Consider the following 15,617-nt stretch of genomic DNA (forward strand, 5'->3'; position numbering starts at 1 on the left):
AAAGGCGTCGTTCAGACGCATTTATTCTGGAATCACTTCAAAAAGGATACGCTGATGTCGAACCCACTACTGTCCATGACGGATCTGCCGCCGTTTTCACAAATCAAACCCGAACACATCTTTCCTGCCGTTGAGCAGGCCATCAAAGACTGCCGGGCCAAGGTAGAAGAAGTTCTGGCCAGCGGTGAGACGCCGAGCTGGGACAGCATCTGTGCGCCACTGGCGGAGGCGGATGATCGCCTGGGCCGTATCTGGTCGCCGGTCGGTCACCTCAACGGGGTGAAGAACAGCCCGGAACTGCGTGAAGCCTATGAAAGCTGCCTGCCGATGCTGTCGGAATACAGCACCTGGCTGGGACAGCACAAAGGTCTGTATGAAGCTTATAAAAGCATTCGTCAGAGCGAGTCATTTGCTGAACTGTCGAAAGCAAGACAAAAAGCGATCACGGATGCACTGAAAGAATTTGAGCTGTCGGGCATTGGCCTGCCTGCGGCAGAACAGCATCGCTATGGTGAAATCAGCAAGCGACTGTCTGAGTTGTCCTCGACTTTCAGCAACAATGTGCTGGATGCGACCATGGGATGGACCAAGCTGGTCAAAGATGAAAAAGAGTTAGCCGGGATGCCTGAGTCAGCCTTGCAGGCCGCTGCAGCTGCGGCGGAAGCCAAAGGTGAAACCGGTTATCTGCTGACACTGGAGATCCCGTCTTACCTGCCGGTGATGACTTACGGAGACAACCGCGAACTGCGTCGCGAGATGTATGAAGCATTCGTCACCCGTGCTTCAGATCGGGGTCCGAACGCCGGTCAGTGGGACAACAGCGAGATCATCGCAGAGAAACTCAAGCTCAGCCATGAACTGGCACGCCTGCTGGGTTTCAATACCTACAGTGAAAAATCACTGGCGACCAAGATGGCCGAATCGACCGAGCAGGTGCTGGGCTTTCTGAACGATCTGGCTGCCCGTGCGAAACCTCAGGGGGAGCGGGAAGTGGCTGAGCTGCGTGATTTTGCCCGGGAGGAATTCGGCGCAGAAGAACTGGCGCCGTGGGATATTGCTTACTATGCCGAAAAACTGAAGCAGCATCGTTACAGTATTTCTGATGAGCAGCTGCGTCCTTATTTCCCGGAACACAAAGTGGTGTCCGGACTGTTCGAAGTGCTCAAGCGTGTCTTCGGCATGACCGTGACTGAGCGTGAAGGCGTGGATGTCTGGGACCCGAGCGTACGTTTCTACGATATCTTTGATGCCAGCGGCGAGCTACGCGGCAGCTTCTATCTGGATCTCTACGCCCGAGAGCACAAGCGCGGCGGAGCCTGGATGGATGAGTGCATCGTGCGCCGTGTGCGTGAGGACGGCAGCCTGCAGCGTCCGGTGGCTTACCTGACCTGCAACTTTAACAAGCCGATCGGTGATAAACCGGCGCTGTTTACCCATGATGAGGTGGTGACTCTGTTCCATGAAACCGGCCACGGCATTCATCATATGCTGACGAAGGTGAATGAATCAGCAGTCTCCGGCATCAATGGCGTACCTTGGGATGCGGTTGAGCTGCCAAGCCAGTTCCTGGAAAACTGGTGCTGGGAAGAAGAGGCGCTGGCCTTCATTTCCGGTCACTATCAAACCGGAGAGCCACTGCCGTCTGAACTGCTGGAAAAAATGCTGGCAGCCAAGAACTTCCAGTCGGCGATGGGCATGCTGCGTCAGCTGGAATTCGGCCTGTTCGATTTCAGTCTGTACACTAATTACGATCCGGAAATCGGCGCACAGGTGCTGGATACGCTGGCGTCTATCAAGCAGAAGGTCTCTGTGGTACCAAGTCCGGAATGGGGACGTTTCCCGCACAGCTTCAGCCACATTTTTGCCGGGGGCTACAGTGCCGGTTACTACAGCTACCTGTGGGCTGAGGTGTTGTCGTCTGATGCCTATTCCCGCTTCGAGGAAGAAGGGATCTTCAATGCGCAGACCGGCGCAGACTTCCTTGACTGCGTGCTGGAACGCGGCGGCAGTGAAGAGCCGATGGATCTGTTCAGACGCTTCCGCGGCCGGGAGCCGAAAATTGATGCATTACTGCGTCACAGCGGTATTACTGGCTAAGCACTGCTGTGCTGAAATTGAAAAGGCTCCCTCGGGAGCCTTTTTTCATGTGAGTCAGACGATGTTGATCAACTGGTCTGACTGATGTGCAGCGGCCAGCCCAGATCGGTCTGGCGGTGTGCTTCCTGATGCAATTCAGCATCGGTCAGCGGGTTGGCTGCCAGCCAGCTTTGCGGTAATTCCAGAGTGAGCTGACTGTCGTCAACAGACAGACGGGCCGGTGGCTGGTGCTGACTGTCGCGGCGGTGGCAGAGGATCACGGCCAGCCGCAGCAGACGCAGGATCCGGACTGCATTCGCGGCCGGCAGGGCATGTTGCTCCGGCAGGCTGGTCAGGTTGTCGCGGTAACGGCGCAGCATTTCCCCCAGCAGGTGTTTCTGGGCGCGGGTAAAACCCGGCAGATCCAGATGCTGAATCAGGTAGGCGGCGTGGTCGCCGCTTTGCTTGAAGCCAATCCCGGTGCCGATTTCGTGCAGCATGGCACAGGCATGGAGCAGCGAGCGGGTCTGGGCATCGGTTTGCCACAGGGGCTGGCAGTCATCCAGCAGGGTCATGGCTGTTTCTGCCACCGTGGCGGCATGTTCGGCATCAATCTGGAAACGATACTGAAGACTGCTGAGCGTTCGGGTACGCACGTCATCGTGGCGCATCTGCCGGCTCATCATGTCGTATACCATACCTTCGCGCAGGGCACCGCCAGCCAGCGTCATGGTCTGGATTTCCAGGGTTTCAAACAGGGCGATCAGAATGGAAAGACCACTCGGAAAGACCAGTGCGCGCTCGAGCGTCAGACCTTCAATATCCAGATCTTCCAGGCGCTCGTACTGCATTGCCTGACGCTGCAGTCTTTTCAGTTTGGACAGCGTAATCAGCTCGTCCATACCCTGAGCAACCATGATTTCTTGGAGTGCCTGTACGGTGCCGCTGGCACCGACACAATGATCCCAGCTCAGGTCACGGTAAGGCTCGACGATGGGCGCGATCGCTTCTTTGGCTGCCTGAATTGCGGCACTGAAGTTTTCGGTCGTCAGGTGGCGGTCTTTGAAATAGCCTTCCAGCCAGGTGACACAGCCGATCTTCAGGCTGGTCAGCGCCCGGGCTTCAAAGCCTTCGCCGATAATCACTTCGGTACTGGCGCCACCGATATCGACCACCAGTCGCTTACCCAGTCCGCCGGATGTATGTGCGACACCCTGATAGATGATGCGGGCTTCCTCTTCTCCCGGAATGATGTCGATCGGATGATTGAGGATAGCCGTAGCTCTGGAAAGAAAGTCGTCAGCATTCACAGCTGTGCGCAGCGCAGCCGTGCCTACAATACGGATCCGCTCGGCCGGGATATCCTGCAGGCGTTCGGCAAAAAGTGACAGGCACTCCCAGCCGCGCTGCATGGCTTCCTGACTCAGTTCATTCTGGCTGTTCAGGCCAGCTGCCAGGCGGACTTTGCGTTTGATTTTCGCCAGAGTATGCACACTGCCGGCCACTTCACGCACGATCCACATATGGAAACTGTTAGAGCCCAGATCGATGGCTGCATACAGTGGGGATACGACACAACTTTCCATAGCGTCTTCTTCAGTTACTGCGTTTTCTGTGGAGAACGGCGGCGGCTCCGCTGACGTCCCTGTTGTCCTTGACCCTGACGGGATCCACTGCTGCGACGGCTGCCCTGACGCGGTGCGCGCTGAACTTTGACCGGCGGCGGCAGGTCTTCCAGCATTGCACTTGGGTCGTAATTCGAACGTGGAATGGTATGCTCGATATAAGTTTCAATCGCGAGCAGATTATGCGAATAGGCTTCACAGGCAAAGCTGATGGAATGACCACTGGCTCCTGCACGGCCCGTCCGGCCAATCCGGTGCACGTAGTCTTCGGCATCGTCAGGCAGATCGTAGTTGAACACATGCGTCACCTGAGGAATATGCAGACCCCGTGCAGCCACATCAGTCGCCACCAGAATGTCGACCTCGCCCTGGGTAAACTGTTCCAGAATGCGCACGCGTTTTTTCTGCGGCACGTCGCCGGTCAGCAGTCCGACGCGGTGATTATCGGCTTCCAGGTGTGCCCAGATGTTTTCACAGCTGTGCTTGGTGTTGGCAAAAATAATTGCACGATCCGGCCAGTCTTCTTCAATCAGCGTCTGCAGCAGGGGCATTTTGTCCTGATTTGACGGATAGAACAGTTCTTCCTGAATGCGGTGACCGGTTTTTTGATCCGGCTCAACGACAACGTTTTCCGGGGTGTTCATATGCTCGAACGCCAGCTCTTTCACCCGGTAAGACAGCGTTGCAGAGAACAGCATGTTCCGGCGTGCTTTCGGGTTTGGCATCTGGCGGAACAGGAAGCGGATATCTTTGATAAAGCCCAGATCGAACATCCGGTCGGCTTCATCCAGAACCACCACCTGAATGCCTTTCAGGTCAATCACGCGCTGTTTGAAAAAGTCGATGATCCGGCCGCAGGTGCCGATCAGAATGTCGACGCCGTTTTCCAGATGCTGTTTCTGTTTTTCATACGCTTCGCCGCCGTAAGCCAGACCTGCGGTCAGGCCGGTGCTATTCAGCAGTGGCGCAGCATCGTTGTATATCTGAATTGCCAGTTCCCGTGTAGGTGCCATAATGATTGCACGGGGCTGATTGGTCTTTCTCTCCTCAGGTGCTGGCGTCAGCATCAGATGGTTAAAGGTGGCCGTCAGGAAAGCCAGGGTCTTGCCAGTCCCTGTCTGCGCCTGACCGGCAATGTCACGGCCGGAGAGCACTACCGGCAATGCCTGGGCCTGGATTGGGGTACAATAATGGAACCCTTTCTCTTCCAGCCCTTGTAAAACCTGAGGGTGTAGCCCCAGGTTGGCAAATTTTTGCTCTGTGATATGAGTCGTCTTCATTCGTATAGAATATCAGCTTAGGGTTGCAATACGAAACGTATTCAATTCAAATAGGGCATCGATTTGCTGGTTAAAATAGAATCAGCGTTGAAAATCAACCATTGGAGTGGAAGATGAGCGACAAGATTGTGCAGCTGACAGACGCAAGTTTTGATAACGATGTGATTAACGCTGCAGGCCCTGTTTTAGTCGATTTTTGGGCCGAGTGGTGCGGACCATGTAAGATGATCGCGCCTATTCTTGACGAAATCGCAGAAGAATACGAAGGCAAACTGACGATTGGTAAGCTGAACATTGATCACAATGCTGCGACGCCACCGAAGTTCGGTATCCGCGGTATTCCGACCCTGCTGCTGTTCAAGGACGGCGCAGTGGCAGCGACCAAAGTGGGCGCGCTGTCTAAGACGCAATTGAAAGAGTTTCTGGACGCTAATCTGTAATTAGCAGAATTGAGACCTGTGCCGCGTACAATACTTTATTGTGCGCGGTGACTTTTCAGCGTACTAGACGGACGCTGGCTTTAGTGCTAAGTTATTGCACGTAAATTATACGACAGTTCATTTCTTGACCAGCCCCATTGGTCAAAGCTTTTCTCAATTAACCTATAGAACCCCTAATTTGACTGACAAGAAACCCACCACTATGAATCTTACAGAACTGAAGAACCAGCCTATTTCCAAGTTGGTTGCGCTCGGCGAAAGCTTAGGACTCGAAAACCTGGCGCGTTTGAGAAAACAGGACATTATCTTCGCCATTCTCAAACAACACGCGAAAAGTGGTGAGGACATATTCGGCGACGGGGTTCTGGAAATTCTGCAAGACGGTTTTGGCTTCCTCCGCAGCGCAGACAGCTCTTACCTGGCCGGCCCGGATGACATCTATGTCTCGCCAAGCCAGATTCGCCGCTTCAACCTGCGTACCGGTGATACCATTTCAGGTAAAATCCGACCACCAAAAGACGGCGAACGCTACTTTGCCCTGCTGAAAGTCAACGAAGTTAACCACGATAAACCTGACAACGCCCGCAACAAGATCCTGTTCGAAAACCTGACCCCGCTGCATGCAAACGACCGTATGCGTATGGAACGCGGTAACGGTTCTACTGAAGATATCACCGCACGTGTTCTGGATCTGGCCTCACCGATTGGTAAAGGTCAGCGTGGTCTGATTGTGGCACCGCCGAAAGCGGGTAAAACCATGCTGCTGCAAAACATTGCGCAGAGCATTGCCTACAATCACCCTGAGTGTGAGCTGATGGTGCTGCTGATTGACGAACGTCCTGAGGAAGTCACCGAAATGCAGCGTCTGGTCAAAGGCGAAGTGGTTGCTTCAACGTTCGATGAACCAGCTTCCCGTCACGTTCAGGTTGCAGAAATGGTGATCGAAAAGGCCAAGCGTCTGGTTGAGCACAAAAAAGACGTGGTGATCCTGCTGGATTCCATTACGCGTCTGGCACGTGCCTACAACACCGTGGTGCCATCTTCCGGTAAAGTTCTGACCGGTGGTGTGGATGCAAACGCCCTGCATCGTCCGAAGCGTTTCTTCGGTGCGGCCCGGAATGTTGAAGAGGGCGGCAGCCTGACCATCATCGCGACTGCGCTGGTGGATACCGGTTCGAAGATGGATGAAGTGATTTACGAAGAATTTAAAGGTACAGGTAACATGGAACTGCACCTGTCCCGTAAGATTGCTGAGAAGCGTGTCTTCCCGGCGATTGACTTCAACCGCTCAGGTACCCGTCGTGAAGAGCTGCTGGCGAAGCCGGATGAGCTGCAGAAGATGTGGATCCTGCGTAAGATTGTTCACCCGATGAACGAAACGGACAGTATGGAATTTTTGATCGACAAACTGTCGATGACCAAGACCAACGACGAGTTCTTCGAGGCCATGCGTCGCCAGAAATCCTGATATCTCTGGCTTCACATCACAGTTCACAAAATCGCCACCTTGTGTGGCGTTTTTTATTGCTGATAATATTCATCAAACTGTTTTATACAGCATTCAATTCATGCGGTATGAATGGTTGTGACTCACAACGGAGCAGGCCTGCCAGGATGGCGGCTCTCATAACTTATCTGACGATAACACGTGCCGGTGATGGCACTGAGGATAACGACATGCGACAAGGATGGGGCATGTGGCTCGGGTTGTGGATGGCTTGGCTTGCCTTACCGGTTCAGGCTGATGAAATCAGTCAGCGGGAATACCGGCAGGTGACTGAAGCCATCACACCTGAACTGAAACCGCTCAAGAACCTCTACCGTGAAAGTGAGATTTCCCGGCTGGATCAACAGCTGACCGATTTTCCTGTGCTGGAACAGGAAGCCCTTCGTGCTGCGCTGGTGGATTACGCGCAAAGCCTCAAGCAACTGGATGAACAAAAGATTGGCTGGCTGGAAACACAGGCCTCCCGCAATCCCCGGTTTACCCTGACAGAGCAGGGCGACGGCTATACTGTAACCCGATCTGCTTTCAACTATGGCCCTCAGGCCCGGCAATTACTGCAACACTGGGAAAGTGAACAACTGGCGCAGCGCTTTGTCCGCGAAGTTGAAGCCGGCACGCTGGTGCTGACCGACTGGCTGGGGGATGAACTGAACACCCAGCGGACTCGGCGTGATATTGCACTGGCCCAGTTATCTGAACTGTCTGAATCCGGCGTACGTTATCTGGCCGATCAATTTCTGTCTGACCGGCATCTGTTATGGTTGCCGGATAACGGCCTGCTGTCCCGGCTGGCAGAAATCAGCGGTGATCAGGGATTATATGAGCAACTCTGGCGACGCCGGACCGATCGTTACAGTCGCGCAGAACTCAATCGCTTAATTGATCTGCTGCCTAAGCCGGCAGCCATTACCCAGCTGATTGAAGCGACACGGAATCCGTCGCTGAAGGATCAGGCATACCAGGCACTCGCTACGCTGAAACCACTACCGAGTCGGGTGGAGGTTTTTCTGCTCAGTAAGCTGTCGGAGCCGGAAGATGGCGGGCTGGTGGCCAGCCAGCTGGTCAGTCAGGGCCATTCCGGCTGGTTAGCCAAGCTGGCGGCCGGATCGAAAAGTTATACCCTGAAGCGAAACCTTGAAACGGCCTTGTCCGCATCAGCACCTTAGTGGCTCTGGCGTATTGAAATAACGAACGGTCAATAATTTCCCACGAAACAAGCATCTTGGTCATGAGACGTATATAATGTGTCCTATTTTCATCCCGGTCTGCTGAATGGGCCGGGCGAATTGACAGATAGGGTGCAGGAATGAAATTCAACGATCTGCGCGACTTCATTGCCTACCTGGAAGAGCGTGGGCAACTCAAGCGTATCAAGCAGCCGATCGATCCCCGGTATGAGATGACGGAAATCTGTGACCGTACCCTGCGTGCGGGCGGCCCGGCATTATTGTTTGAAAATCCGGTGGGTTACGACATGCCTGTGCTGGCAAACCTGTTCGGCACCGCAGAGCGGGTGGCCATGGGGATGGGCCGCGAAGATGTGCTGGAGCTGCGGGAAGTCGGCAAGCTGCTGGCCTATCTGAAAGAGCCGGAGCCGCCAAAGGGATTCCGCGATGCCATCGATAAACTGCCGGTCTTTAAACAAGTGCTGAATATGCCGGCCAAGCGGCTGAGCAAAGCACCGTGCCAGCAGATTGTCTGGCAGGGCGATGAGGTTGACCTGGATAAGATCCCGGTGATGAGCTGCTGGCCGGGGGATGTGGCACCACTGATGACCTGGGGTCTGACCATCACCCGTGGTCCGGAAAAGAAACGCCAGAATCTCGGGATCTATCGTCAGCAGAAACTGAGCAAGAACAAAGTGATCATGCGCTGGCTCGCTCACCGCGGCGGCGCACTGGATTTGCGGGAATTCATGCAGGCGCATCCGGGCGAAAAATTCCCGGTATCGGTCGCCTTTGGTGCTGATCCTGCCACCATTCTCGGTGCGGTGACCCCAGTGCCAGATACCTTGTCAGAGTATGCGTTTGCGGGTCTGCTGCGGGGCAGCAAAACGGAAGTCGTGAAGAGCATCAGTAATGATCTGGACGTGCCTGCCAGCGCAGAAATCGTGCTGGAAGGCTATATTGATCCCAACGAGTATGCGGATGAAGGGCCGTATGGGGATCATACCGGTTATTACAATGAGGTGGAGCGCCACCACGTATTTACCGTCACTCATGTCACCATGCGCAAAGACCCGATTTATCACAGCACGTACACCGGCCGTCCGCCGGATGAGCCTGCGGTATTGGGCGTGGCGCTGAATGAAGTATTTGTACCGATCCTGCAAAAGCAGTTCCCGGAAATTGTCGATTTCTATCTGCCGCCGGAAGGGTGTTCGTACCGTATGGCTGTGGTGACGATGAAGAAGCAGTATCCGGGTCACGCCAAGCGGGTAATGATGGGTGTATGGTCCTTCCTGCGCCAGTTTATGTACACCAAGTTCGTGATTGTCTGTGATGATGATGTGAATGCACGCGACTGGAACGATGTGATATGGGCCATTACCACCCGGATGGATCCGGCGCGGGATACGGTGATGATTGAAAACACCCCGATTGACTCGCTGGACTTTGCGTCGCCTGTGGTCGGACTGGGCTCCAAAATGGGGCTGGATGCGACGAACAAATGGGAAGGTGAGACTCAGCGCGAATGGGGCACGCCTATCGTGAAGGACCCGGAAGTGGTTGCGAAGGTGGATGCTCTCTGGGATGAGCTGGGAATTCTGGCGAAATAGCAGCCAGAGAAACAAGTCATGACAACGTACCGGATCAGACTGCTGCCAGAACAGGTTGACTTCGATGCTGGTGAGGAAGAAACCCTCTTGAGTGCGGCACGCCGGGCGGGACTTGCCTTTCCCCACCGCTGTCAGGTCGGGGCCTGCGCCAGCTGCCTGTGTCGTAAACTGTCGGGCGAGGTGGCCTATCAGCTGGCGCCGATGCTGACCGGGAAAGAACAGGCCGCCGGATGGATTTTCCCTTGCCTGGCGATGGCCCGCAGCGATCTGGTACTGACAATGGATAACGAGGAACAGAATGTCGATTCAATGTGAAGTGAAGTCAGTCGAGTCACTGGCATGCAATACCTACCGTATCCTGCTGAAGCCTCAGCAGGCGGTAGATTTTAAGGCTGGCCAGTATCTGCTGGCGGTCATGGGTGAAAAGGATAAGCGTCCGTTTTCCATTGCCAGCAGTCCTTGCCGTGGCCAGGAGCTGGAGCTGCACATTGGTGCGGCGGATCATAACCCGTTTGCCATTGAGGTGGTGGAGGCCATGCGTCAGGCCATGGAAGACGGCCAGCTGTTCGACATTGAAGCGCCGATGGGGGATGCCTGGCTGCGTGAAGACAGCACCAAACCCTTGCTGCTGATTGCCGGTGGTACCGGATTCTCCTATGTTCGCAGCTTGTTGGATAACTGTCTGAGCCGGGGCATGACCCAGCCAATCTTTGTGTACTGGGGCGGTCGTGATGATTGTCAGCTGTATGCTCATGATGAGCTGGTTGAGCTGGCAGCCAAACACGCGAATCTGACTTATGTCCCTGTGGTTGAAACTGCCCCTGTAGGATGGCAGGGCAAGCTTGGGAACGTACTGGAAGCTGTCAGCGAGGATTTTGTCAGCCTGTCTGCGTACGATATTTATATCTGTGGCCGTTTTGAAATGGCTGGCGCCGCCCGCGAACTATTCACCGCTGAGAAAGGTGCAGACCGTGAGCGGATGTTCGCGGATGCTTACGCCTTTATCTGATTCGTTCAGTCTGAATAAAAAAGCCCCTGTGATTACCTCAATCGCAGGGGCATTTTATTGTTCTCACGAAACCACTGCCGATGGCGAGGTGGTTTTGTATTTCAGCAAAGCTGATCAGGCATGTGCTGCAGCGACCCGGCGTTTCACCCAGGTCTCATTGATCCACAGTGACAGCAGAATAATCGCACCCCCGATGAGCAGACGAGGATAGTCGACATCCCGGTTCCAGATCACGATGTTGACGATCAGACCCGCAGGCACCAGTGCATTATTCATGATGGCCAGCGCCCCGGCATTGACCAGGGTAGCGCCCTTGTTCCAGATAAAATATCCCAGGCCTGAAGCCACAATCCCCAGATAGATCAGGATACTCCACTGAGTGTTGGTGGTCGGCAGTTTTTCCATGTTGCCGAATATCAGAAACATCGGCAGGGCAATACAGGCTGCACCGAGATAGAACAGACCGAAAACAGTATGCTGAGGCAAATCGGCTTGTTCTTTTTCCATAATCACCTTGTAGCCCACCTGGCCGATGGCGAAACACAGGTTTGCCCCCTGAACAATCAGGAAACCGAGAATGAAGTTTTCGTTAATGCCTTCAAACTTGATCACCGCAGCACCCAGTACCGCAATGACCGCAGTGACCAAATACCAGGCCGAGAAGCGGCGCTGAAGCAGGTCGTAAATCAGGGTGACGTAAATTGGCGTAAAGATGGTGAACAGCAGTACTTCCGGAACCGTCAGATAGAGGAAAGACTGATAGTAGAAGCAGTACATGATCCCGAGCTGGAAAGCCCCGACGACCATCAGCTTGAGTGACAGTCTCAGTGTCAGGTGCTGGCGACGCAGAAATGGCAGAAAGACCAGTGCAGCCAGAGCGACCCGGGTGAGGACGGAGAACCAGGCATCGACCTGTCCGGCCAGATAGACTCCAATCAGGCTGAAAGAAAACGCCCACAGCAGCGTTATCGCAGTTAAGTATCCCATTTGACAGTGTCCTTTGAATTTCGGCCGCCTAGTGTAACCGAAATCAGTGCTGAGCCAATGGGTGGGCTGGTCTGATGTTACGGGAGACTGGCTGACGCTCACAGTCGTCAGCCAGAGAAAAGATTTAGTGCAGCGGGACCATCAGCAGGTCAACCGGGGTGTGGTTGATCAGTTGCTTGGTGGAGGAGAGGATTTTGCTCCAGAAATCCTGATGGTGGCCGCAGATCATCAGGTCAACATCCGACTCTTTGATGATATTGCAGATTTCATCGCTCAGATCACCGCTGCCGACAAAGGTATGCGTGACCGGATGTTCTGCTTTTTTAGCCAGCTCCTGCAGCTGTTCCTTCGCGTTATCGGCCATACGGAACTGAGCTTCAGCCAGATTGATATCAATCAGACCGGTGTAGAGTTCGGCATAGTTGGTATCAATGTGGATCAACGACAGCTTGGCATTGAGTGTCCGCGCCAGTGCTGCGCCTTTGCTGACCAGAATGTGACTGTCTTCAGATAAATCAACCGCAACCAAAATATGTTGATAGGTCATAACCTGCTCTCCTGTATGTTTTTTGTATGCTAGCATGGCGTATTCGGGAAAAATGCTGTGCTGATCTCATTGCGTACACCGACGGAAAATTCTGCGAGCTCTGTAGCCAAGCAGTTGGATCTTTTTAGCTTTTTTATGATTTGCCGTCAGGATAAGCATGATACCTTGTCAGGTGAGTTGCAAACTCAGTTATGCATAGTGACAATGTGTTGATTACACTTGATTAGGAAAGGAGTAGTGCGATGCTAGCTCAAGCAATGGTTGATAAACTGAACGAACAAATCAACTTGGAGTTCTTTTCATCAAACCTGTACTTGCAGATGAGTGCCTGGTGTGAAGATAAGGGCTTTGAAGGAGCGGCAGAGTTTCTCCGCATGCATGCGGCAGAAGAAATGCAACATATGCAGCGTTTGTTTACCTATGTAAGCGAGACGGGTGCGATGCCGATTCTGGGCAGCATTGAAGCACCGCAGCATGAGTTTGGTTCTCTGGGTGAAGTGTTCCGCGCCACTTACGAACATGAGCGTCTGATCACTGGATGTATTAATAAGCTGGCACATGTCGCTTTCACCACTCAGGACTACTCAACCTTTAACTTCTTGCAGTGGTATGTTGCAGAACAACACGAAGAAGAGAAACTGTTCAAAGGTATTCTGGACAAGATCGAACTGGTTGGTGAAGACGGTAAAGCTCTGTTCTTCATCGATAAAGATCTTGCCGCCATGGCGAAGCAGGAATCCAGCTCTGTCATGGGTCAGCAGGCCGGCTGACAGGCACTGGGGATCACGGCGGCGTTCCTCTCCGAAAGTTCGCCGCTGTGGATTGCAGCTCCCGGCTTATCCCGGCCAGCATTGAACAATAGCCGTTGTTCGGGGGGTACTATGTTTAGTGGCGATGCAATCCTCATGGCACTGTTTTTAGTGGCCATTATCAACATTTCTCGTTACGTCAGTACGCTGAAAACCTTGCTGGTGGTCATGCGTGAATGCGATCCGCTCTTATATCAGCAGGTTGACGGCCGGGGCTTTTTCTCCTCTCAGGGGAATGTGAACAAGCAGATCCGGCTCTTCCACTATATCCGCAGTCAGCAGTACCAGAAGCATCATGATGAAATATTCATGGCCAAGTGCGAAAAGGTACGCAAGCTGTTTGTTCTCGCCAGCACCAGCCTGATGGTTTTCCTGATTACCATCTTCGTGGTCGCCTATCTCGGTATCTGACTTCTGCCACCCGCTTTCTGAGATTGGTATTCCGGCGACAGATGAGTAAAATACGCGCACTAGAAAAGGATGCCTGGTAACCAGATGGGTTACCGCATCCTTTTTCTTTGGTTTACGCACAGGTCGCAGAGCAGGAAAGATAATGGCAGAGAAGTTTGATGTAGTGGTGATTGGCGCTGGTGCCGCCGGGCTGATGTGTGCCGCTGAGGCGGGTAAGCGCGGGCGCTCTGTCTTAGTCGTGGAACACGGGAAGAAGCCGGGCCGGAAAATCCTGATCTCCGGTGGTGGTCGCTGCAACTTCACCAACTACGATGTGACAGCCGGGAACTATGTCTGCCGCAACCCGCATTTTGCCAAGTCTGCACTGGCCCAGTATACCCAGTGGGATTTCATCGCCATGGTGTCTAAATATGAGATTGCCTATGAAGAGCGTGACCATGGCCAGCTGTTCTGTCTGGATTCTGCCAAAGACATTGTGGAGATGCTGCTCAAAGAATGCGACCTGCCAACGGTTCAGCAGCGTTACCGCTGCGATGTGCATGACATTACCCAAACCGATGACGGCTTCACCCTGATGCTCAATACTGACATTGTGCACTGTGAATCTCTGGTGATCGCGACCGGCGGCCTTTCGATGCCGAAACTGGGTGCGACACCTTTCGGTTATCAGGTTGCGCAGCAGTTTGGCCTCAAGATGGTGCCGACCACGGCCGGACTGGTCCCGTTCACGCTGCATGTCGAAGATAAAGACGCTTTTGCTGATCTGTCCGGGATTGCCGTGCCTGCGGTCGTGACTGCAGAAGACGGCACCAGTTTTAAAGAAAACATTCTCTTTACACACCGGGGCCTGTCTGGCCCGGCAATTTTGCAGATCTCGTCTTACTGGAAACCGGGGCAGGCGGTCTCGATTGATTTGCTGCCGACGCTGAGTCTGGATGAGACCCTGCAGGCTATGCGCGACAAGCATCCGAACCAGAGCCTGAAGAATTCTCTGTCCCGACTGCTACCGAAACGTCTGATCGAAGCCATGCTTGAACGTGGTGATATTGAAGACAAGCCACTCAAGCAACTGAACCCGAAAGAGGTGCAGGCACTTCACGATTATTTCCATCAGTGGCGAATTGCCCCGAACGGCACCGAAGGCTACCGCACTGCTGAAGTCACCCTCGGCGGCGTGGATACCGACGGCCTGTCGTCGAAAACCATGGCAGCCAAAACGGTGCCGGGATTATATTTTGTCGGCGAAGTGATGGATGTCAGTGGTTGGCTTGGTGGCTACAACTTCCAATGGGCCTGGAGCTCAGGTTTTGTTGCCGGTCAGCATGTGTGAGTGAGTCACAACCAACTAAAAAGAGAGGCCCTGCAATGCAGGGCTTTTTTGTATTTCTAATTCTGGTTAATCATGAGGAATGACACTATTCAAAGGACTTTACAACTTCATACTTGAAATTGATACGGAGCGATTTCGTTACTGTCATGAGTCAAGAACTATATTCGAGGATACGTAATTTTGGGTCTTGAAGCACATTTTGGCTAATATTCTTTGCAACTAATTGTGTATTATTGAGGAATGTATAATATACGCCTGATAAATTATAGCTAGTTCTTATATTCATTAACGATTCTTCTTGAATATCAGTTGGATGACGATAGAAGTTCTGGTGATTCCATGTGCAAATCTTAATGTATCTCGAGGAAATCAAGTGGGGCGTCATACCAAGAAAATTACCAGAATAGCGATTATTTTTCTGGGGGGAATGATTTTCATGATGGCTTATCTTTTATTATCAGGTGAATCAGCTAACCCTGGTAAAAAGAATAAATTACCAAGTGTTACCTTTGATTCTCATCATACTTCTGATAATCCTGCTTCAATTCTCAGTGATACCGCGAATTATCCTTCTCCGGTACAACAGTTACAGCAGACCGTCGCATACGGGCTGGTGAATCAGGACGCACCACATTTACCTTTATTGAAAGGTGAATTAGATCAGTTTTCTCAAAAGAATATTCAGGAATTAGATGTGGTCCTGGATACAAAAAAAGCACAAGAACTGAATGTACTGAAGCAACGTTTGGATGCGTTGAATCAAGTGCTGACACCGAATCAATCAGAAAAATAAGAACGAATATTTGCAGGACACATT

General features: G+C 52.9%; 14 protein-coding genes and 1 pseudogene. 11 read left to right on the forward strand and 4 right to left on the reverse strand.

The window, feature by feature from the left end; all coding sequences use genetic code 11:
- Nucleotides 1-54: 54 nt before the first annotated feature.
- A complete protein-coding gene (prlC, locus tag SPK40_RS18645; RefSeq protein WP_330961495.1) occupies nt 55-2,097 on the forward strand; it encodes an oligopeptidase A in 2,043 nt (680 codons plus the stop codon).
- 68 nt (nt 2,098-2,165) lie between these two features.
- Here prlC and gppA read toward each other — a convergent pair whose 3' ends face one another.
- Nucleotides 2,166-3,662: a guanosine-5'-triphosphate,3'-diphosphate diphosphatase gene (gene gppA, locus SPK40_RS18650; protein ID WP_330961496.1), complete on the reverse strand. Its 1,497-nt coding sequence runs from the start codon at nt 3,660-3,662 to the stop codon at nt 2,166-2,168.
- Between the two features lie 14 nt (nt 3,663-3,676).
- On the reverse strand, nt 3,677-4,981 hold the full coding sequence (gene rhlB / locus SPK40_RS18655; RefSeq protein WP_330961497.1) for an ATP-dependent RNA helicase RhlB: 1,305 nt from the start codon (nt 4,979-4,981) through the stop codon (nt 3,677-3,679).
- A gap of 113 nt (nt 4,982-5,094) precedes the next feature.
- On the opposite strand from rhlB, the gene trxA reads away from it, so the two are divergent.
- From trxA to fre, 6 genes and pseudogenes are all read left to right on the forward strand, one after another.
- Nucleotides 5,095-5,421: a thioredoxin TrxA gene (gene trxA / locus SPK40_RS18660; protein ID WP_248144583.1), complete on the forward strand. Its 327-nt coding sequence runs from the start codon at nt 5,095-5,097 to the stop codon at nt 5,419-5,421.
- Between the two features lie 202 nt (nt 5,422-5,623).
- Nucleotides 5,624-6,889, forward strand: a complete 1,266-nt coding sequence (rho, locus tag SPK40_RS18665; RefSeq protein WP_036750450.1) for a transcription termination factor Rho — start codon at nt 5,624-5,626, stop codon at nt 6,887-6,889.
- Between the two features lie 146 nt (nt 6,890-7,035).
- On the forward strand, nt 7,036-8,094 hold the full coding sequence (locus SPK40_RS18670) for a hypothetical protein (RefSeq protein ID WP_330961498.1): 1,059 nt from the start codon (nt 7,036-7,038) through the stop codon (nt 8,092-8,094).
- Between the two features lie 140 nt (nt 8,095-8,234).
- A pseudogene (gene ubiD / locus SPK40_RS18675) lies at nt 8,235-9,686 on the forward strand (4-hydroxy-3-polyprenylbenzoate decarboxylase); the annotation flags it as partial.
- 39 nt (nt 9,687-9,725) lie between these two features.
- Nucleotides 9,726-10,022, forward strand: a complete 297-nt coding sequence (locus SPK40_RS18680) for a 2Fe-2S iron-sulfur cluster-binding protein (RefSeq protein WP_330961499.1) — start codon at nt 9,726-9,728, stop codon at nt 10,020-10,022.
- Nucleotides 10,006-10,716 carry an NAD(P)H-flavin reductase gene (fre, locus tag SPK40_RS18685; protein ID WP_330961500.1) on the forward strand — a complete coding sequence of 237 codons (711 nt, stop codon included), beginning with the start codon at nt 10,006-10,008 and terminating at the stop codon, nt 10,714-10,716. Before SPK40_RS18680 ends, fre begins: the two co-directional genes overlap by 17 nt.
- A 114-nt stretch (nt 10,717-10,830) precedes the next feature.
- Here fre and SPK40_RS18690 read toward each other — a convergent pair whose 3' ends face one another.
- A complete protein-coding gene (locus SPK40_RS18690) occupies nt 10,831-11,703 on the reverse strand; it encodes a carboxylate/amino acid/amine transporter (RefSeq protein ID WP_248144578.1) in 873 nt (290 codons plus the stop codon).
- A 124-nt stretch (nt 11,704-11,827) separates the two neighbouring features.
- The gene (locus SPK40_RS18695) at nt 11,828-12,250 is read right to left on the reverse strand and encodes a universal stress protein (RefSeq protein ID WP_248144577.1); all 423 of its coding nucleotides are present in this window, start codon (nt 12,248-12,250) and stop codon (nt 11,828-11,830) included.
- 242 nt (nt 12,251-12,492) lie between these two features.
- Here SPK40_RS18695 and ftnA point away from each other — a divergent pair, with 242 nt between their 5' ends.
- The 4 genes from ftnA (at nt 12,493) to SPK40_RS18715 (ending at nt 15,593) form a co-directional block, all read left to right on the forward strand.
- Nucleotides 12,493-13,020 carry a non-heme ferritin gene (ftnA, locus tag SPK40_RS18700; protein ID WP_248144576.1) on the forward strand — a complete coding sequence of 176 codons (528 nt, stop codon included), beginning with the start codon at nt 12,493-12,495 and terminating at the stop codon, nt 13,018-13,020.
- Between the two features lie 111 nt (nt 13,021-13,131).
- Nucleotides 13,132-13,470, forward strand: a complete 339-nt coding sequence (gene uspB, locus SPK40_RS18705) for a universal stress protein UspB (RefSeq protein ID WP_248144575.1) — start codon at nt 13,132-13,134, stop codon at nt 13,468-13,470.
- A gap of 142 nt (nt 13,471-13,612) precedes the next feature.
- Complete coding sequence (locus SPK40_RS18710) at nt 13,613-14,800, forward strand: NAD(P)/FAD-dependent oxidoreductase (RefSeq protein WP_330961501.1); 1,188 nt, start codon at nt 13,613-13,615, stop codon at nt 14,798-14,800.
- Nucleotides 14,801-15,113: 313 nt separating this feature from the next.
- A complete protein-coding gene (locus tag SPK40_RS18715) occupies nt 15,114-15,593 on the forward strand; it encodes a hypothetical protein (RefSeq protein ID WP_330961502.1) in 480 nt (159 codons plus the stop codon).
- Nucleotides 15,594-15,617 lie beyond the last annotated feature (24 nt).

This window comes from Photobacterium sp. 53610, assembly GCF_036409375.1.
Classification (GTDB): domain Bacteria; phylum Pseudomonadota; class Gammaproteobacteria; order Enterobacterales; family Vibrionaceae; genus Photobacterium.

Coding starts and splice junctions, on each gene's coding strand:
- prlC (WP_330961495.1), top strand. CDS start 55: ATGTCGAACCCACTACTGTCCATGACGGATCTGCCGCCGTTTTCACAA.
- gppA (WP_330961496.1), bottom strand. CDS start 3,662: ATGGAAAGTTGTGTCGTATCCCCACTGTATGCAGCCATCGATCTGGGC.
- rhlB (WP_330961497.1), bottom strand. CDS start 4,981: ATGAAGACGACTCATATCACAGAGCAAAAATTTGCCAACCTGGGGCTA.
- trxA (WP_248144583.1), top strand. CDS start 5,095: ATGAGCGACAAGATTGTGCAGCTGACAGACGCAAGTTTTGATAACGAT.
- rho (WP_036750450.1), top strand. CDS start 5,624: ATGAATCTTACAGAACTGAAGAACCAGCCTATTTCCAAGTTGGTTGCG.
- SPK40_RS18670 (WP_330961498.1), top strand. CDS start 7,036: ATGGCGGCTCTCATAACTTATCTGACGATAACACGTGCCGGTGATGGC.
- SPK40_RS18680 (WP_330961499.1), top strand. CDS start 9,726: ATGACAACGTACCGGATCAGACTGCTGCCAGAACAGGTTGACTTCGAT.
- fre (WP_330961500.1), top strand. CDS start 10,006: ATGTCGATTCAATGTGAAGTGAAGTCAGTCGAGTCACTGGCATGCAAT.
- SPK40_RS18690 (WP_248144578.1), bottom strand. CDS start 11,703: ATGGGATACTTAACTGCGATAACGCTGCTGTGGGCGTTTTCTTTCAGC.
- SPK40_RS18695 (WP_248144577.1), bottom strand. CDS start 12,250: ATGACCTATCAACATATTTTGGTTGCGGTTGATTTATCTGAAGACAGT.
- ftnA (WP_248144576.1), top strand. CDS start 12,493: ATGCTAGCTCAAGCAATGGTTGATAAACTGAACGAACAAATCAACTTG.
- uspB (WP_248144575.1), top strand. CDS start 13,132: ATGTTTAGTGGCGATGCAATCCTCATGGCACTGTTTTTAGTGGCCATT.
- SPK40_RS18710 (WP_330961501.1), top strand. CDS start 13,613: ATGGCAGAGAAGTTTGATGTAGTGGTGATTGGCGCTGGTGCCGCCGGG.
- SPK40_RS18715 (WP_330961502.1), top strand. CDS start 15,114: ATGACGATAGAAGTTCTGGTGATTCCATGTGCAAATCTTAATGTATCT.